Here is a 17,604-nt window from a genome sequence, read left to right on the forward strand (position 1 = left end):
TTGGGGAACCTTTTCAGCCTGAGCTTAGAAACAAAAGAGTGAAGGGAACTAAATTTTTAAAAATTTAGTTCTTATACGGTATCTTCCCAAAGATAGCTCCCTCTGTGGGTGAGGGCGCAGTCATCATGAGAGTCTTATACAGTATCTTCCCAAAGATACATCCCTCTTGTGGGTGAGGACGCAGCCATCATGGGAGTCTGTCCCACCGCCTTCTATATGTTTTATCTGCTTTTTTAAAAATTTAATATCCATTTTGCCTAAAATAGGGTATAATAATAAATATGAAAACAAAGAGGTGAAATAATGGCATCAAAAATGTTACATACTTGTTTGCGTGTGGAGAATTTGGAAGCATCGATTGCTTTTTATGCGGAGGCTTTTGGCTTTGAGGAGCTGCGCCGCAGGGATTTTCCGGAATACAAATTTACCATTGTCTATCTAGGTTTGGACGGCGATGATTATGAGCTGGAATTGACCTATAACTATGACCACGGTCCTTATATCATCGGGGATGGTTTTGCCCATGTGGCTCTCAGCACGCCGGACTTGGAGGCACTCCATGCCGAGCACAAGGCCAAGGGTTATGAAGTGACGGATCCCAAAGGTCTGCCCGGCAATCCGCCTAACTATTACTTTGTCAAAGATCCTGACGGCTACAAGGTGGAAGTGATTCGTGAGAAGAGCCTCTAAAGCTTAGCGGCGGAGGCTTTCTTGCTTCAAGCAAACCAAAAACTTTTTATTAGCGACATTCATGTAGGATAGGTGTATGAAAAGACAAGATAAAAAGAGAAACGGTAAGAAGAAGCTCCTCGTTTTCAGTCTGCTGAGTCTAACGGTCCTTGCTGCTCTGTTTTTTGGTGCAGTGAGGATTTATGCGATTTTTCAGGAAAAGGAACTGCAGGAGAAGGTGGATGCGCTGATCGCCCAAGAAGAGAAGTACCATGCTGAAAACACCGAAAAGCAGAGTAAAATGATTGGCAGCCACTATATCGAGGCCTTTTATCCTCTGCTGAATGGTCAGGTCATGACTGCAGTCAAGGAGCAGGCAGAAGCAGATAGCCAGACCATTAAGGATAATCAGAAAAAAGACAGCAAGATTGAGCAGCTGACCTTCTATTATACGGAGGAAAAGGAAACAAGCCTGAAGGATGTGATGGAAGTGCTGGTCCATCGCAGAGACTATCAGGTCCAAAAGATGGAGATCAGCAAAGGAGAAGTCCGGCAGATTGCTGCCAGCTATATCCGTCAGGACGGCAGTCGGCTGACCTTGGATCAGCTCTTTACCAATGGCGAGGCAGCCAAGGAGCTTTTTCTCAGCGAAATAGCCAGCCAGCTGACCTTTCGGCAGGTGGACGAGGGCGGGCAGACAGAGGTCATGACCAGCCTAAGCCAGACCGAGCTCAGCCAATGGACCTTCCGCTACGAAAACAGTCATTTTTCGATTGGCCTGCCTAAGGAGGTTCAGGGACTGACCAGTCTGGATATTCCCCTGTCCAGCTTTTACAATTGCATCAACCCGGACTATCTGACAGGAGCTGATCTGGAGTCTTATCAGAGCTTTGAGGCCAAACGGCATGAGAAAATGGTCGCGCTGACCTTTGATGATGGGCCTGAAGCCAAGACGACACCGCAGGCTCTGGATATTCTCAAAAAATACGGCGCCAAGGCAACCTTTTTCATGGTCGGACAAAATATTGCCGGCAATGAAGATTTGGTCAGACGGGTCTATGCCGAAGGCCACCAAATCGGGATTCACACATGGGACCATCCGATTTTAACCAAGCTCCCGCTAGAGGCAGCCAAGAAAGAAATTTTGGACACTCAGACAGCGCTTGCCAAGGTCATCGGCAGCAAACCGACCATTACCCGGCCGCCTTACGGTGCCATTAATCTGACGATTCAGAACGCTCTGGATCAGTCCTTTATCATGTGGAATATTGACAGTCTGGACTGGAAAACGCATAATACCAAGGCTATCATGCAGGAAGTGGCTAAAACGCAGCCCGGATCGATTATTCTCATGCACGATATTCATCAGACCACCATTGATGCCCTGCCCAGCGTCATTAAGTATCTGCAAAATCAAGGCTACACACTGGTGACGGTGGATGAACTGCTGGAAGGGCAGCTGGATCTGCATCGCATCTATTACGGCAGAAACTAAAAAAAATTGGAAATTGCTTTGCAGCATTTCCAATTTTTTTAATTTATATACAGTTCTTGGTTTTTCAAGACAAGCTCTCGCACGGAGGCGTATTTTTTGAGCGTTTTGAGCTCTTCTGGATGGCTGACTAGCGTGATGACGGTGCCTTCCTTGCCCATACGGCCGGTTCGGCCTGCACGGTGGGTGTAGGTTTCCAGATCACGTGGCGGCTCATAATTGAGCACACACTCCAGTGCCTCAATATCAATGCCGCGGGCTACTAAGTCGGTCGCCAGCAGCAGGGTAATCTGATGCTCTTTGAATTTATCCAGAATCACCTTGCGGAACTTGACATTGACATCACTGGCCAGAGAGACAGCATTGGCCTCACGGTACTGGAGCTTTTCCTCGGCGCTGCCCAGGTCAGACAAGGCGCTGAAAAAGACCAGACCGCGGAAGTCTTTCACATTGGACAGTTTGCGCAGGAGCTCGACCTTGTCGCGCTTTTCGACCTGCATGTAGAAGTGCTGGATATTGTCCAAGGCCTGGTCGTCAATGCTGATTTGAAGGGTATTTTCAGCAATCTTATCGTGGTCAAACTTAGCTGTCGCGCTCATGTAGACCAGCTGGTGGTCGCGTGGGGCATAGCGGCAGATTTTCTCTACAAAGTGATACTGGGAATCGCTGAGCAGCTGATCAAACTCGTCTAAAACAATTGTTTCCACATTCATCATCTTGATTTTTTTCAGCTTGACCAGCTCAAAAATACGTCCAGGTGTACCGATGAGGATTTCCGGTCCTTTTTTCAGCCGCTCAATCTGGCGTTTCTGACTGGAACCGGAAATGAAGAGCTGGGCTGTCAGTCCTAAGGGCTGAGCCCAGGCCTTGCAGACCTCAAAAATCTGGCCAGCCAGCTCGGTATTGGGAGCCAAAATCAAGAGCTGCTGGGCTTTTTTGGACGTTAGCTTCAGCAGGCTGGGCCAAAGATAGGCCAGCGTTTTACCGGTGCCGGTCGGACTGACACCGAGAACGGTCTGCCCCTCGGCAATCGGCTCAAACATCTTTTCCTGAATAGCTGTCAGCTGGTCAAAGCTAAGCTGGGTCAGCTGGTCTCGCCAGCTTTGGGGAAATCTTTCCTTAATCATCATCAACCTCAAATCTAATACCTGCTTCCCTGCGCATGGCAAACAGACAGTCGTGAACAGCCGCCGTAGCCTGCTGCCAGTCTGCATATGTCCTGTCTTCACCGTTTTCTAACACTCCTGCAAAAGCCTGAGACTCTTCCAGCATGGGGTGCGCCGCCTGCTCGATTGGCAGGACTTCCTCCTGACCGTCCAGTCTTTGGAAAATGGCAGAGCTGATAAACTCAATACCGTCTAAAGTCAGGGTTCCCTGATCGGTATAAATCTCAGCTGGCAGCTGGCTGTTGAGATTTTTGCCGGCCTGTATGCGGACCTGAAAGTCGGGATAAATCAGACTGCCGGCACCGTTTAGGTCCACAGTATTGGGCAGCTGCTGAGCGGTGTAAAGAGCTTTTTCCGGTCTCCCAAAGAGACCGATGGCGGCATAGAGGGTATAAACTCCCAGATCCATCAGCGCTCCGCCGGAAAATTTTGCCGAAAAGACATTGGGTTCCTGTCCCTCCAGCAGGGCCTGCATTTTGGAAGAATACTTTGCATAGGTGAAGCTGGCCCCCCAGACAGTCTTATCCCTGAGAAATTCTCGGATGGTCGCAAAGGCCTCCTCATGGTAGTTGCGGGCCGCTTCAAAGACATAGACCTGATGTTCTGCAGCCAGTTTGACCAACTCTGCCCACTCGGCAGGAAGAGAGACGGCCGGCTTTTCCACGATGACATGCTTGCGGGCCAGAATGGCTACTTTGGCATGGCTGAAGTGGAGCGAGTTTGGACTGGCAATGTAAGCCACATCCAAGTCAGCAGACAGAAATTCTACCATGTCGGTGTAGAGCGCGACTTTTTCGTAGGCTTTCACGAAACGCTCAGCAGCAGTCAGCGTCCGAGAGTAAACGGCAGCCAGCTGGTAGCCACCGCTGAGCTGAGCAGCCTTGATAAATTCATGAGAAATGGCGCCTGTACCGATAATGCCTAGTTTTAGCATGGGCTCCTCCTTTTTCTATTTTGGATCAATACTTTTTTTGCTTTAGCTCTTTCATTATAACATGAATTAGGGTAAAATAGATAGGATTACAAGTGATGGAGCAGAACATGCAAAACAGACCTATTATTATCGGTGTTACTGGTGGCTCTGGAGGCGGAAAAACCAGTGTTTCCCGGGCGATTTTAGCCAACTTTCCCAATGAAAAAATTGCCATGATTGAGCACGACTCTTACTATAAGGATCAGTCCCACCTGACCTTTGAAGAACGGGTTAAGACCAATTATGACCACCCCTTTGCCTTTGATACGGATTTGATGATCGAGCAGATGCGGGAGCTCTTGGCTGGACGTCCAGTGGACATTCCCACCTATGACTATACCGAGCATACCCGCAGCAGCAAGACTTACCGGCAGGACCCGCAGGATGTCTTTATTGTCGAAGGAATCTTGGTACTGGAGGATCAGCGCCTGCGCGATTTGATGGATATTAAGATTTTTGTTGACACGGATGATGATGTACGGATTATCCGCCGGATTAAGCGGGATATGGAGGAGCGCGGCCGCAGCCTTGACAGTGTCATTGAGCAGTATCTAGGTGTGGTCAAGCCCATGTATCACCAGTTTATCGAGCCCACCAAGCGCTATGCGGATGTCATTATTCCTGAGGGAGCTTCCAATAAGGTGGCCATTGACCTGATTACGACCAAGATTGAGAAAATTCTGCAGGAAGCTAGAGAAGGATAGAAAGGAAGGGAGCGAAGGCCTCCCTTTTTAGGAAATGTGATGAAAAAGTTTACCAAAAGAGAATTCCACTCTCGCTCAAAGTTTTTTGCCTGCCTGCTTACCTTTTGTGCCGGTTTTATTGATGCCTATACCTTTATCGAGCGCGGCGGCACTTTGGTAGCCGGTCAGACAGGCAATGTGGTCTTTTTGTCGGTGGAGCTGATTAATCGTGAATCTCAGGCGATAGAGGTCAAGCTGGCTACCATGGTGGCTTTTATGCTGGGGATTTTCCTGCTGACTGTTTTTCAGGGACGCTTTGAGCAGTCCTGGTGGCGGCTGGCCAGCATTGTGCCGCTGATTGTAACAACCGGTCTGGCCGGACTGCTGCCGGCTGCTGTTCCCAATATCTACATTGTCCCGCCGCTGGCTTTCTGCATGGGAGTAGTAGCGACAGCCTTTGGAGAGGTAGACGGCATTGTCTACAACAACTCCTTTATGACCGGCAACATCAAGAAAACCATGGTGGCCTTCGGCAGATATGCCCGCAGCAAGGACCGTTCTTATTTGCGGGAAGGTCTCTTTTTCGTGGCCCTTTTGGGCAGCTTCGTTGCTGGGGCTATTTTCTCCGCTTACCTGGACCAGTTCTACCTTTTGAAAACCATCTGGCTGGTTTCCCTAATCCTAACGGCCTTTCTGCTCTGCCGAGGCATTCAGTATATACGGAGGTGAGGGGAGAGAAGCTTCAGAATGGAGAAGCTTGAGAAGCAAGATTATAGAATAATCAGTAAGAACAGAAAGAAAAATGAGAAACATAATTTTTATCGGGCAGAGCGGTGATGAGGCTGTCTATTACAACACACGAACAAAAGAAGCTCTGGTAGCCGATAAGAGTACCCTCTTAAATACGGAAGGGGCTAGGAAGACCAATAAGGCCATTATTCCTTTGATGTTGGTTTTCATTTTCTTGGGTTTGATTGGAGAAATAGTGGCCATACCAGCTTTTTCCGGTTTTCGCTACAGCAGCTGGATGGTCCCGCCTTATATAGCTGTCCAGCTCTTTGTCTGCTTTGGCTTTATATGGATGATGGAAGAGGCCTTGTATAAAGAAGTGAAGCAGGTTCAGGGGGCAAGTTCTCAACAGTTTGCGAAAGCCGTTGATTCAAATCTGTTTTGGGAAAATTTTAGTAAGAAAAAAGCGACGTTTGGGAAGATGATAGTTTTTCTAATAATACAGTTAGTAATTATATTTTTAGCATTTATAGGAATTGCTACCATACCAAATATTGTAAATTCATTTATAAGGCAGGAGAAATTTGATGCACAAATTTTATTTTCATTATTGATAGGCCTTTTTCCTGCCTTGTTGTACCTTTTCTTATTCCAAAACAACCCCATCCGCTGGTTGTTAGCTGTGCGGAAGTATGAGCAGGGGAAAGTGAGATTTGCAGAAGTATCAAAAGGGAAACAACATTCGTGAAAAATCGATTGCTATTTATAAATGATTAGTTTTGATAGGGTGAGTATGCTCAATCGTGAAAATACCATTACTAAGTTGCCTGGAGATAAAGCGGATCCGCTGAAAAAACCAGTTGGTAACACTAATATCGTTGTTCCTTTGTACTGCTCTCAGAGTTTCGATTCCGAGAGTGCCCATGATTTTGGTGTCTTTCAGGGAGACAGTAAAAGTTCTTTCTGATAATGGAAAATCCCATCAATAATCCAGCATATTAAAAATTTTCTGAAAATAATAACTTTTTCTTGACAGCCTTATGATGCTGTGTTAAAATACTAATCAATAAGATACGTCTTTACAAGGAGTCAGTCAGACATGAAGTCAGCACAATTTACAAACTTTAACCTGTTGTTGCGTTACTCGGGCTAGTGCGAAAGCATTAGTCCTGTTTGGCTTACCAAGCGGGAGTAAATCAACATCTCGCTTGGTTCCAAGTGAGATGTTTTTTCTTTGACAGGCTGATTTTTGGGAAGTTTTTTCAAAAATCACAGCCGCAACTTGCTCTAAGCATTAGAAAGAGGATAGATTTATGCGCAAAGTTGAGTTTCTTGATACCAGCCTCCGGGATGGTGAGCAGACACCAGGAGTGAATTTTTCCATCAAGGAAAAGGTCGCTATTGCCAAGCAGTTAGAGAAGTGGGGCATTTCGGCTATTGAAGCTGGCTTTCCTGCTGCCAGTCCGGATTCATTTGCGGCGGTGCAGGAGATTGCCAGAGTCATCACAAAAGCTTCTGTCACCGGTCTGGCCCGTTCGGTCAAGTCTGATATTGATGCCTGCTATGAAGCGCTCAAGGACGCCAAGCATCCGCAGATTCATGTCTTCATTGCGACCAGTCCGATTCACAGAGAGTTCAAGCTGAAAAAGTCCAAGGAAGAGATCTTGGAAGCAATCAAGGAGCATGTGTCTTACGCACGTTCCAAGTTCGATATTGTCGAGTTTTCACCGGAAGATGCGACACGAACAGAGCTGGACTTTCTGCTGCAAGTGATTCAGACCGCGGTGGATGCCGGTGCCAGCTATATCAATATCCCGGATACGGTCGGCTTTACGACACCAGAAGAGTTCGGCCATATCTTCCAGTATCTCATTGACAATGTTCAGACAGATCGTGAGATTATCTATAGCCCTCATTGCCATGATGACCTGGGCATGGCAGTGGCCAATAGTTTGACGGCTGTTAAGCACGGAGCAAGACGAGTGGAAGGCACCATCAATGGAATCGGCGAGCGGGCCGGCAATGCAGCCTTGGAAGAAGTAGCTGTTGCACTGGAGATTCGTCAGGACTACTATCAGGTTGAGACAGACATCGTACTCAATGAGACAATCAACACTTCTGAGCTGGTATCCCGCTTCTCAGGTATTCCGGTGCCGAAGAACAAGGCAGTCGTCGGCGGCAACGCCTTCTCCCATGAGTCTGGTATCCATCAGGACGGCGTTCTCAAGAATCCGCTGACCTACGAAATCATCACACCTGACTTGGTCGGTGTCAAGAGCAACTCACTGCCGCTTGGCAAGCTGTCTGGCCGTCATGCCTTTGTCGAAAAGCTGAAAGAGCTGGCTCTGGACTTTGAAGAATCTGAAATCAAGGAGCTTTTTGCCAAGTTCAAGGTCTTGGCGGACAAGAAAAACGAAGTCACCGATGCGGATATTCGGGCCCTGATTGCCGGCACAACGGTTGAAAATCCTGAAGGCTTCCACTTTGATGACCTGCAGCTGACGACCAATGACGACCAGACCATTACGGCAGATGTACAGCTGGTCAATGCAGGAGGCGAAGTAGTCAGCTGCGTGGCAGAAGGCAAGGGCAGTGTAGAGGCTATCTTTAATGCCATCGACCAATTCTTCAACCAGTCTGTTCAGCTTCTGTCTTATAATATCGAGGCTGTGACAGACGGTATTGACTCTCAGGCCCGCGTTCTGGTAGCGGTTGAAAATATGGATACGGACACCATTTTCAACTCTTCCGGCATTGATTTTGACGTATTGAAAGCCAGCGCTATTGCCTATATTCATGCCAATGCTTTTGTGCAAAAGGAAAACGCCGGAGAAATCGGCCATCAAGTCTCTTATCGGGACTTGCCTGCTAACTGATTAGAAAGAAAGAGTTATGACCAAGAAAATAGTTGCGCTGGCTGGTGACGGGATCGGTCCGGAAATCATGACAGCCGGTCTGCAGGTCCTGCAGGCCGCAGCCGAAAGCATCGGTTTTTCCTATGAAGTTGAGGAGCTGCCTTTCGGCGGGGCCGGCATTGATGCGGCTGGCCACCCTCTGCCTGCGTCTACTTTAAGGGCGGCCCAGGCTGCAGATGCCATTCTTCTGGCAGCTATCGGCAGCCCTCAGTATGACAATGCAGCAGTTCGACCTGAGCAGGGACTGCTGGCTTTGCGCAAGGAGCTGGAGCTCTATGCCAATATCCGTCCAGTTAAGATTTTTGATGCTCTTAAGCATTTGTCGCCTCTCAAAGCCGAGCGGATTGCCGGCGTAGACTTTGTAGTGGTGCGGGAGCTGACGGGCGGGATTTACTTCGGCGACCATATTTTAGAGGAAAGAGCTGCGCGGGACATCAATGACTACAGCTATGATGAGGTGGAGCGGATTGTCCGCAAGGCCTTTGAGATTGCGCGCGGCCGCAAGAAGCGCGTGACCAGCATTGACAAGCAGAATGTGCTGGCGACTTCCAAACTCTGGCGCAAGGTGGCAGATGAGGTGGCAAAAGACTATCCGGATGTGACCTTGGAGCACCAGCTGGTAGACAGCGCCGCCATGCTCATGATTACCCATCCGGCTAAGTTTGATGTGCTGGTGACGGAAAATCTTTTCGGCGACATTCTGTCTGATGAGTCCAGCGTTCTGTCTGGCACTCTGGGGGTGATGCCTTCTGCCAGCCATTCGGAGAGCGGTCCCAGCATGTATGAGCCTATCCACGGATCGGCTCCGGACATTGCAGGACTGGGCATTGCCAATCCAGTCAGCATGATTTTGTCTGTGGCCATGATGCTGAGGGATAGCTTTGGCGAGACCGCTGCAGCAGACCGGATTGAGCAGGCTGTAGAAGCGGCTTTTGCTCAGGGCATTCTGACCAAGGATTTGGGTGGACAGGCGACAACAGCACAAATGACGGAGGCGATTATCAGCAGCTTATGAAATGGATTGTAACAGGCCTTTGCCTAATGTGGAATCTCATCGTCTTTCTCCTCTATGGCTGGGATAAAAGAAAGGCTAAAAGAGGCCAGTACCGGATTCCGGAGAAAACCTTGCTGCTATCGGCTCTTGCAGCCGGTGGGCTGGGAGCGCTCCTTGGCGGCCGAATCTTTCACCACAAGACTAGAAAATGGTATTTCTGGCTGACTTGGATCTGCGGCCTCATCATAGAAATCGGAATTTTGTATTACATTTGGAGAAGCTAGTATGGCTGGAAAATCGATATTTGATAAACTTTGGGACCGACATGTCGTCACTGGCGAAGAAGGTCAGCCCCAGCTCATGTATGTGGATCAGCATTATATTCATGAAGTGACCAGTCCGCAGGCTTTTCAGGGACTGCGCGATGCAGGCCGCAAGGTCAGGCGTCCGGATCTGACCTTCGGAACCTTTGACCACAATGTCCCCACGGTCAATATCTATGATATTCGCGATGTCATTTCCAAGGCGCAGATTGACAAGCTTTCGGATAATGTCAAGGAATTTGGCATTGAGCATGCAGCTCATGGTTCTGAGCTGCAGGGCATTGTTCATATGGTGGGTCCGGAGACCGGCAAGACCCAGCCGGGCAAGTTCATCGTCTGCGGCGACAGCCACACAGCGACTCACGGGGCCTTTGGGGCCATTGCCTTTGGGATTGGGACTTCGGAGGTGGAGCATGTCTTTGCCACTCAGACCATCTGGCAGGTCAAGCCCAAGAAAATGCTGGTCCAGTTTACAGGAGTGCCGCCTAAGGGGGTCTACTCCAAAGACTTCATCTTGGCTCTTATTGCCAAATACGGCGTGGCAGCAGGTGTCGGCTATGTAGTGGAATATGCTGGTGATGCTGTCGACTATTTAACTATGGAAGAGCGCATGACCATCTGCAATATGTCCATTGAGTTCGGCTCCAAGATGGGGATTATGAATCCTGATCAAAAGACCTTCGACTATGTTCGGGGCCGGCCCAGCGCACCTGAGGATTTTGAAGCAGCCGTAGCTGACTGGAAAACGCTGGTGTCTGATCCGGATGCGGTGTATGATAAAGTCATTCATATAGATGTGTCACAGCTAGCTCCTATGGTGACCTGGGGGACCAACCCCTCTATGGGCGTAGAGTTCGGTGCCGCTTTTCCGGAAATCCGGGACATGAATGACGAGCGGGCCTATGACTATATGGACCTGTCTCCGGGAGAAAAGGCAGAAGACATCGAGCTGGGTTATATCTTTATCGGCTCCTGCACCAATGCCCGGCTCAGTGATTTGCAGCTGGCAGCTAAGTTTGTCATGGGGAAGCACATTGCGCCCAACCTGACAGCCATCGTGGTCCCGGGCTCTCGTCCGGTCAAGCGGGCCGCAGAGCGAATGGGGCTGGATAAGATTTTCATCGATGCGGGCTTTGAATGGCGGGATCCGGGCTGCTCCATGTGTCTGGGCATGAATCCTGACAAGGTGCCAGACGGCGTCCACTGCGCTTCCACCAGCAACCGGAACTTTGAGGACCGGCAGGGATTTGGGGCCAAGACCCATCTCTGCAGTCCAGCTATGGCAGCAGCAGCGGCCATAGCCGGCCGCTTTGTGGATGTGCGTCAGCTGCCGGAAGTGCAGTAGCTTGCAGCTGCCTTTGGTGAAGGAAACAGTTCATTTCTTTCGATTTGATTCGATTTTAGAAAGGCTCTATGGAGAAATTCACAGTTTACACTGGGACGACGGTCCCGCTTATGAATGACAATATCGATACAGACCAAATCCTGCCCAAGCAGTTTCTCAAGCTGATTGACAAGAAGGGTTTTGGCAAGTACCTGATGTACGCCTGGCGCTATCTGGACAGCCGCTATACAGAAGACCCGGACTTTATCTTTAACAAGCCGGAATACCGCAAGGCGACCATTCTCATCACAGGCGATAACTTCGGAGCGGGCTCCTCTCGGGAGCACGCCGCCTGGGCGCTGGCTGACTATGGTTTCAAGGTGGTCATTGCCGGCTCCTTTGGAGATATTCACTACAATAACGAGCTCAATAATGGCATGCTGCCGATTGTCCAGCCGCTGGAGGTCCGTCAGGCTCTGGCTGGCCTCAAATCTACGGATGAGGTCACGGTGGACCTAGCCCAGCAGAAGATTTTTTCACCGGTAGGAGAATTTTCCTTTGACATTGACGGCGAGTGGAAGCACAAGCTGCTCAACGGTCTGGATGACATCGGCATTACCCTGCAGTATGAAGACTTGATTGCCGAGTATGAGAAGCACCGGCCTTCTTATTGGCAGTAAGGTTATTTTTGCTATATTGCGAAAATTCTGAAAAAGCTTGTCTATACTGGAAATATATGGTAAAATAAATCTTAACATAATAGAAAAGGAAAACACTTATGACAAAACACATTCAATGGAACGGACAACTTTCACAAGAGGGCTATGATATTCTCAAAGGTGATGGTGGCTGTATCGTCTGCCCGACCAAGGTTGGCTACATCATCATGACCAGCGATAAGGCAGGTCTGGAGCGGAAGTTTGAAGCCAAGGACCGCAAGCGCAACAAGCCAGGCGTTGTCCTCTGCGGCAGCATGGATGAGCTCCGCGCTTTGGCCCAGCTGAATCCGGAAATTGAAGCTTTTTATCAAAAGCATTGGGATGAAGATATCCTTCTGGGCTGTATCCTTCCTTGGAAGCCAGAAGCTTTTGAAAAGCTCAAAGCTTTTGGTGATGGACGTGAGGAGCTGATGACTGATGTCCGTGGCACCAGCTGTTTTGTCATTAAGTTTGGGAAGGCCGGCGAGCAGCTGGCGGCCAAGCTCTGGGAAGAAGGCCAGATGGTCTATGCTTCCTCAGCCAACCCATCCGGGAAAGGAAATCGCGGGAAGGTTGAAGGCATTGGCGACCGTATCGAAAACGCTGTTGACTTGGTCATCGAAGCTGACGACTATGTGGCGTCTATTCAGCCGGACAAGACCATCGAAACCCGCTACGAACAAGGCGTCATGGTCTCTATGGTGGACAAGGATGGCAAACTGGTCCCAGAACAAGGCGGCCAACGCTCCATCTCACCTGCACCAGTGGTTATCCGTAAGGGCTTGGACATCGATAAGATCATGATGCACCTGTCCGATACCTTTAACTCATGGGATTACCGTCAGGGTGAGTATTATTAAAATTCATCAAAGATAAACAAACAAGAGCTCGGTGTGAGAGGGGTTGCAACCTTATTATACCGGGTTTTTTCTTGTATAATTATTTGTGTTTTTCCTATGATGGTGCTATGATAGAAGAGGTTATATATTAAGCTTTTGAATTTTAAATTTATTTCTATAAACTTTTTTATCCTAAATTTCCCCTGAGTGGTAAGGACGCCAGCAAACCTGCGGTTTCATGGCTAAATTTTGAGCCTAAAGTCTCAAAATTTCCTGGTTCTATAACAGCTTTGCTGTTATAGAACTTTTACCACAGCGGAAAATTTAGACTTTAAAAAGTTTAGTTTGAATTTAAAAAAGTTCAGAAACTACTAATATATGTATAGGAAAAAAGTTGGAGGATTGTTTATGGATAAACAAGATGAATTTAAAGAAGTTTTACCTTTTATCGGAGAATCACATGGCATAGTAGAGGCAGATTGCTATATAGAATTTAGAGAATTCTTAATGGAATTTGTAAAACAAGCCAATATTAATAATTCACAAGAGAAAAAGGAAAGAAAAACAAAATTAAAGGGTATGACAAAGATATATCCTGCTTTAGTTATTGGTGGCATTTCTTATAAGGTTGAAATGATAAATACTGGACACTACGGTCCCAAGAGCGGAAACGGCTCTATAAAATTACCATATTTCGGATATAAATATAGTGAAGTAGAGAATACTTGGATTAATATACGAGCTATTTTTGAAAATTTTGAAGTTAAAGAATTAAAAATTGTAAAATGGCATCCTGATGGACATGACGATGATTTAGGTTTTCTGTATTCTATGAAAGATTTAGAGCTAGATTCAGAGCAAGAGCCAAACGATGTTTTAGTACAATTTTATAATAATTTTATTAGTTTTTATAATGGTGAAGGAGATAGTATGACTGGCGAAGTAACGGGTCAAAGTGTTAATAAATTTAAAAATAAACTACTATCATCTCGTAACCTCATCCTCCGCGGTGCGCCGGGTACTGGAAAGACTTATTTAGCCAGACAGATTGCAAGGGAATTGACTGGAGGAAATGAGGAGCAAATCGGTTTTGTTCAGTTTCATCCTTCCTATGATTATACGGATTTTTTAGAAGGGCTGAGGCCGGTTTCAAATGATGATGGGCAGATTGGTTTTGAATTACAGGATGGAATTTTTAAACAGTTTTGTGAGAAGGCCAAGACTGCGCAGAAGATTGGTGGTCGGGATAATGAAGCAGTTCCAAACTTCGTCTTCATCATCGACGAGATCAACCGGGGAGAGATTTCTAAGATTTTTGGGGAACTTTTTTTCTCCATTGATCCGGGCTATCGTGGGAGAGATGGGGAGGTCTCGACCCAGTATGCCAATCTGCATGAGACGGATGAGAAATTTTACATTCCAAAAAATGTCTATATTATCGGGACGATGAATGATATTGATCGCTCAGTGGATACTTTTGACTTTGCCATGCGGCGGCGTTTCCGCTTTGTCGAAGTCACGGCTGAAAGTCAGCTCAGCATGCTTGATGAGACTCTTGGAGATGGTGCCGAAGAAGCGAAGGCTCGTTTGCTCAGGCTTAATCAGGCTATTTCTGAGATAGAGGGCTTAAACAGCCATTATCATATTGGGCCAAGCTATTTCCTAGCCTTAAAGGATTTGGACTTTAACTATGATTTGCTCTGGTCTGACTATCTGCAGCCGCTCTTGGAAGACTACTTGCGCGGGGCTTACGATGAAGCGGAGAAACTGGCCGGGCTGAAAGCAGCTTATAGCAATGAAAGCAAGGTAGAAGCTGATGAGACTGACTGATAATCAGCAAAAGTTTTCTAAAAGCGATTTGCTGAATAGCCATCCCAACATCAGTGCAGCTCTTTTGGATAGGACGCTGGACAACCTTTCTAAAGAGGACGGCATTTTCATTTTTCCCAATGACTTGCTGAATTCTCCTGATTTGGATAAGGAGTGCAAGGTTTTAGAGTCTGTCAATCAGCAAGTCAAGACAGGCAATATTGTTGGCTTTCTGGGCTGCGGTCAAGAAAGGCTGACCATTTCTTCGCGTTTTTCCAATGATGGAAATGACTATTTTCTGCATTATTTGTTGCAAAAAGTTCTCAATTTGAATCTCACAAGTTTCGATGTTGGGCTGTCACAAGATGAAAAATTATACCAGCTTTTGATTTACCTCTTTCCCAAGTATCTGCAGGCGGCCTTGCGCAAGGGGCTCTATAAGGAATATCAGCATTTTTCCTATAATGACAGTCATGTCAAAGGTGTGATGGATACCGCTCGCCATCTGAAGGAGAATATTCCTTTTATGGGGAAGATTGCCTATTCGACCAGAGAATTTTCTTTTGACAATTCGCTCATGCAGTTGATTCGGCATACCATTGCGTTTATTCAGAGCCAGGCATCTAGCGGAAGGGAAATCTTATCCAGCTTGGCTTCAACTCGAGAAAATGCAGCGGAAATTGTGCGCGTGACGCCCTCCTATAAGTTATCGGACCGTTCTAAAATAATCCGCCTGAATCAAACCAAACCTGTCCGCCATGCTTACTATCGTGAGTATAGGAAATTGCAGCAGCTGTGTCTGATGCTTCTGAGTCGCAGCAAGCACGGGCTTGGGGCTCAGAAGCAAAAAATTCACGGCTTGCTTTTTGACGTGGCCTGGCTATGGGAGGAGTATGTCAATACTCTCTTGCCAGACGGCTTTGTCCACCCTCGGAATAAGGAACAGTCAGGAGGAATTTCAGTTTTCAGCTCTCGCACTCGGACAGTTTACCCAGATTTTTACAGTAGAAAACTCGGAATTGTTTTAGATGCCAAATATAAAAAACTGGAATTGACAGAAACGGGTATCAACCGCGAAGATTTATATCAGTTAATTTCTTATTCTTATATTCTAGAGTCAAAAACAGCCGGTCTTATTTTCCCAAGCGCGGAAAAGGCTGTTGACAATGACATAGGCAAATTAGCAGGTTACGGGGCACTCTTGAAAAAGTGGTCTATCCGGATTCCTCAAGAAGCGGAAAACTACGATGATTTTGCTCAGCTCATGAGGCAGTCAGAAATTTCTTTTCAGGGCGTGCTAGAGCAGCACCTGTACTGAGAGACTGAGTCTGGTCAAAAGTAGGAGGTTTGGAAATATTTCTTTCTGGCCTCCTTTTTTGTTATAATGGTACATATTCAAGCAATGGATCAAAATTGATTCAGCAACCTCTATTTTTGGTGGATAAAAGTCCCAATATCTGTAAACAAAGTCTATAATAACCGACATTTTTAAAATTTTCCGTTATAATGGACATTTTTAAAATTTTCCGTTATAATGGACTTGAAGGAGGTGGAGTATGCTTTATATTGCCCTTATCGGAGATTTGATTGAGTCCAAGCAGCTGAAAAACCGCAAGCAGGCGCAGAAGGACCTGCAGGATATGATGGCAGTGCTCAATCAGGATTATCAGGCTTATCTGGTGTCGCCTTTTACAGTGACGACGGGAGACGAGTTTCAGGCCCTATTCAGGCCCAATCCCGAGCTGATGCAGATCTTGGACCAGATTGCTCTGGGCTTCCCTCATCCTATCCGCTTTGGTCTGGGGCTGGGGGAGATCCTGACCGACATCAATCCTGAGCAGAGCATCGGGGCGGACGGTCCGGCTTACTGGCGAGCCCGCGCAGCCATTAATGCTGTCCATGAAAAAAACGACTATGGCACCAGCCGCATCGCTGTTTCATTGGGAGATGATGCCAGCAGTCAGGCAGTCAATACAGTGCTGTCAGCCTGCTCCTTTATCCAGAGCAAGTGGAATACCAGCCAGAGAGAGGTCTTGGAGCGGATGCTGTTGGAATATATCTATGACGAAGACTTTTCCCATGGCGAAGTGGCAGAGCTGCTGCACATCAGCTCCAGTGCTCTCAGCAAGCGGCTCAAATCATCCGGGCTTAAGATTTATCTGAGAAACCGGCATTTGGCCATGCGTATGATTTTACAGGAAGTGAAGGAGAGTGAGCAGTGACAAATTTTATCGGATTATCAGATTTTTTCATGCAGCATCCCCTTATCGTATTGACCCTGCTGGCCCATGTTTTGGCAGATTTTCAGCTTCAAAGTCAGAAAATGGCAGATTTAAAAGTCCGGGATCTGAAGGTTCTCATTCGTCATTTGGCTCTTGTCTTTCTGCCGCTGCTTATTCTGGCAGTCTTTCTGCCTGCCTACAGCCTCTTTTTTGCCTTGGTCTGGATCAGCCATGCGGCCATTGACCTTCTCAAATACAGGCTGAATGCCTTAGTGGTTCGGCAGCGCTGGCACAAGGCAGCTTTTCTGCTGGATCAGATCCTGCATACAGTCTTTATCTTGCTCTTTTACTTTTTGCTGCTTGGGGGCAAGGCCAATCTGCCTAACTGGCTGACGGAGCGCTATCAGCTTTTCCAGGCCCTGCTGTTCTTGGCTCTGACCGGCAAGCCGGTTAATATCCTTTTTAAACTTTTCTTCAGCAAGTATCAGGCTGGCGACAATCACGAGGAAACCATTGCCGGAGCTGGAGCTATGATAGGGATTTTGGAACGGCTGATGATGGGGCTCTCTCTTATTTTCGGCCAGTTTACCTCGATTGGTTTGGTCTTTACGGCCAAGTCCATTGCCCGCTACAATAAGATTTCCGAAAGCCAGTCCTTTGCAGAATACTATCTGATTGGCTCCCTCTTTAGTATGATTAGCGTTCTGTTGGTTTATGCTCTTTTGTATTGGTAACAGCGGTTTTTGTTGATGGCCTGATAGTCAAAGG

General features: G+C 47.3%; 17 protein-coding genes and 1 pseudogene. 16 read left to right on the forward strand and 2 right to left on the reverse strand.

Annotated features, from left to right (window positions below; translation table 11 throughout):
• Positions 1-303 precede the first annotated feature (303 nt).
• Entirely contained in the window at positions 304-690 is a 387-nt protein-coding gene (gloA, locus tag DHL47_RS00005; protein ID WP_209550444.1) for a lactoylglutathione lyase, read from the forward strand.
• A 76-nt stretch (positions 691-766) separates the two neighbouring features.
• Entirely contained in the window at positions 767-2,164 is a 1,398-nt protein-coding gene (locus DHL47_RS00010; protein WP_209550445.1) for a polysaccharide deacetylase family protein, read from the forward strand.
• 38 nt (positions 2,165-2,202) lie between these two features.
• On the opposite strand, the gene DHL47_RS00015 is transcribed toward DHL47_RS00010, so the two are convergent.
• Both DHL47_RS00015 and DHL47_RS00020 read right to left on the reverse strand, forming a co-directional pair.
• The gene (locus DHL47_RS00015; RefSeq protein WP_209550446.1) at positions 2,203-3,291 is read right to left on the reverse strand and encodes a DEAD/DEAH box helicase; all 1,089 of its coding nucleotides are present in this window, start codon (positions 3,289-3,291) and stop codon (positions 2,203-2,205) included.
• Positions 3,281-4,261 (reverse strand): Gfo/Idh/MocA family protein, encoded by a 981-nt coding sequence (locus DHL47_RS00020; protein WP_209550447.1) that lies wholly within the window; start codon positions 4,259-4,261, stop codon positions 3,281-3,283. Before DHL47_RS00020 ends, DHL47_RS00015 begins: the two co-directional genes overlap by 11 nt.
• Before the next feature lie 107 nt (positions 4,262-4,368).
• Here DHL47_RS00020 and udk point away from each other — a divergent pair, with 107 nt between their 5' ends.
• The 14 genes and pseudogenes from udk to DHL47_RS00085 all read left to right on the forward strand — a co-directional run bounded on the left by udk (position 4,369) and on the right by DHL47_RS00085 (position 17,570).
• On the forward strand, positions 4,369-5,004 hold the full coding sequence (gene udk, locus DHL47_RS00025; protein ID WP_164828467.1) for a uridine kinase: 636 nt from the start codon (positions 4,369-4,371) through the stop codon (positions 5,002-5,004).
• A 39-nt stretch (positions 5,005-5,043) separates the two neighbouring features.
• A complete protein-coding gene (locus tag DHL47_RS00030; protein ID WP_209550448.1) occupies positions 5,044-5,712 on the forward strand; it encodes a YoaK family protein in 669 nt (222 codons plus the stop codon).
• Positions 5,713-5,785: 73 nt separating this feature from the next.
• Positions 5,786-6,460, forward strand: a complete 675-nt coding sequence (locus DHL47_RS00035; protein WP_209550449.1) for a hypothetical protein — start codon at positions 5,786-5,788, stop codon at positions 6,458-6,460.
• A 30-nt stretch (positions 6,461-6,490) separates the two neighbouring features.
• Positions 6,491-6,673, forward strand: a pseudogene (locus DHL47_RS13250) (DUF2974 domain-containing protein); the annotation flags it as partial.
• Between the two features lie 352 nt (positions 6,674-7,025).
• A complete protein-coding gene (locus tag DHL47_RS00040; protein ID WP_128837222.1) occupies positions 7,026-8,588 on the forward strand; it encodes a 2-isopropylmalate synthase in 1,563 nt (520 codons plus the stop codon).
• A gap of 16 nt (positions 8,589-8,604) precedes the next feature.
• A complete protein-coding gene (gene leuB / locus DHL47_RS00045) occupies positions 8,605-9,642 on the forward strand; it encodes a 3-isopropylmalate dehydrogenase (protein WP_209550450.1) in 1,038 nt (345 codons plus the stop codon).
• The gene (locus DHL47_RS00050; protein WP_209550451.1) at positions 9,639-9,905 is read left to right on the forward strand and encodes a DUF1294 domain-containing protein; all 267 of its coding nucleotides are present in this window, start codon (positions 9,639-9,641) and stop codon (positions 9,903-9,905) included. The genes leuB and DHL47_RS00050 overlap by 4 nt, the downstream gene beginning before the upstream one ends.
• 1 nt (position 9,906) lies before the next feature.
• Positions 9,907-11,289, forward strand: a complete 1,383-nt coding sequence (gene leuC / locus DHL47_RS00055; protein WP_209550452.1) for a 3-isopropylmalate dehydratase large subunit — start codon at positions 9,907-9,909, stop codon at positions 11,287-11,289.
• A gap of 68 nt (positions 11,290-11,357) precedes the next feature.
• Positions 11,358-11,948: a 3-isopropylmalate dehydratase small subunit gene (leuD, locus tag DHL47_RS00060; protein WP_128837219.1), complete on the forward strand. Its 591-nt coding sequence runs from the start codon at positions 11,358-11,360 to the stop codon at positions 11,946-11,948.
• A 98-nt stretch (positions 11,949-12,046) separates the two neighbouring features.
• Positions 12,047-12,826 (forward strand): L-threonylcarbamoyladenylate synthase, encoded by a 780-nt coding sequence (locus DHL47_RS00065; protein WP_128837218.1) that lies wholly within the window; start codon positions 12,047-12,049, stop codon positions 12,824-12,826.
• A 486-nt stretch (positions 12,827-13,312) separates the two neighbouring features.
• The gene (locus tag DHL47_RS00070; RefSeq protein WP_245335500.1) at positions 13,313-14,635 is read left to right on the forward strand and encodes an McrB family protein; all 1,323 of its coding nucleotides are present in this window, start codon (positions 13,313-13,315) and stop codon (positions 14,633-14,635) included.
• On the forward strand, positions 14,622-15,932 hold the full coding sequence (locus DHL47_RS00075; protein WP_209550454.1) for an McrC family protein: 1,311 nt from the start codon (positions 14,622-14,624) through the stop codon (positions 15,930-15,932). The genes DHL47_RS00070 and DHL47_RS00075 overlap by 14 nt, the downstream gene beginning before the upstream one ends.
• A gap of 238 nt (positions 15,933-16,170) precedes the next feature.
• Positions 16,171-16,836 (forward strand): SatD family protein, encoded by a 666-nt coding sequence (locus tag DHL47_RS00080; protein WP_209550455.1) that lies wholly within the window; start codon positions 16,171-16,173, stop codon positions 16,834-16,836.
• The gene (locus tag DHL47_RS00085; RefSeq protein ID WP_209550456.1) at positions 16,833-17,570 is read left to right on the forward strand and encodes a DUF3307 domain-containing protein; all 738 of its coding nucleotides are present in this window, start codon (positions 16,833-16,835) and stop codon (positions 17,568-17,570) included. The genes DHL47_RS00080 and DHL47_RS00085 overlap by 4 nt, the downstream gene beginning before the upstream one ends.
• Positions 17,571-17,604: the final 34 nt, after the last annotated feature.

The organism is Streptococcus panodentis, from assembly GCF_017884005.1.
Taxonomy (GTDB): domain Bacteria; phylum Bacillota; class Bacilli; order Lactobacillales; family Streptococcaceae; genus Streptococcus; species Streptococcus panodentis.

Excerpts from the sequence above, each read along its gene's own strand:
- leuC (WP_209550452.1), top strand. The coding sequence starts at position 9,907 with ATGGCTGGAAAATCGATATTTGATAAACTTTGGGACCGACATGTCGTC.
- DHL47_RS00010 (WP_209550445.1), top strand. The coding sequence starts at position 767 with ATGAAAAGACAAGATAAAAAGAGAAACGGTAAGAAGAAGCTCCTCGTT.
- DHL47_RS00070 (WP_245335500.1), top strand. The coding sequence starts at position 13,313 with ATGGAATTTGTAAAACAAGCCAATATTAATAATTCACAAGAGAAAAAG.
- DHL47_RS00075 (WP_209550454.1), top strand. The coding sequence starts at position 14,622 with ATGAGACTGACTGATAATCAGCAAAAGTTTTCTAAAAGCGATTTGCTG.
- leuB (WP_209550450.1), top strand. The coding sequence starts at position 8,605 with ATGACCAAGAAAATAGTTGCGCTGGCTGGTGACGGGATCGGTCCGGAA.
- DHL47_RS00040 (WP_128837222.1), top strand. The coding sequence starts at position 7,026 with ATGCGCAAAGTTGAGTTTCTTGATACCAGCCTCCGGGATGGTGAGCAG.
- gloA (WP_209550444.1), top strand. The coding sequence starts at position 304 with ATGGCATCAAAAATGTTACATACTTGTTTGCGTGTGGAGAATTTGGAA.
- udk (WP_164828467.1), top strand. The coding sequence starts at position 4,369 with ATGCAAAACAGACCTATTATTATCGGTGTTACTGGTGGCTCTGGAGGC.
- DHL47_RS00020 (WP_209550447.1), bottom strand. The coding sequence starts at position 4,261 with ATGCTAAAACTAGGCATTATCGGTACAGGCGCCATTTCTCATGAATTT.
- DHL47_RS00030 (WP_209550448.1), top strand. The coding sequence starts at position 5,044 with ATGAAAAAGTTTACCAAAAGAGAATTCCACTCTCGCTCAAAGTTTTTT.
- DHL47_RS00035 (WP_209550449.1), top strand. The coding sequence starts at position 5,786 with ATGAGAAACATAATTTTTATCGGGCAGAGCGGTGATGAGGCTGTCTAT.
- DHL47_RS00065 (WP_128837218.1), top strand. The coding sequence starts at position 12,047 with ATGACAAAACACATTCAATGGAACGGACAACTTTCACAAGAGGGCTAT.
- DHL47_RS00080 (WP_209550455.1), top strand. The coding sequence starts at position 16,171 with ATGCTTTATATTGCCCTTATCGGAGATTTGATTGAGTCCAAGCAGCTG.
- DHL47_RS00015 (WP_209550446.1), bottom strand. The coding sequence starts at position 3,291 with ATGATGATTAAGGAAAGATTTCCCCAAAGCTGGCGAGACCAGCTGACC.
- leuD (WP_128837219.1), top strand. The coding sequence starts at position 11,358 with ATGGAGAAATTCACAGTTTACACTGGGACGACGGTCCCGCTTATGAAT.
- DHL47_RS00050 (WP_209550451.1), top strand. The coding sequence starts at position 9,639 with ATGAAATGGATTGTAACAGGCCTTTGCCTAATGTGGAATCTCATCGTC.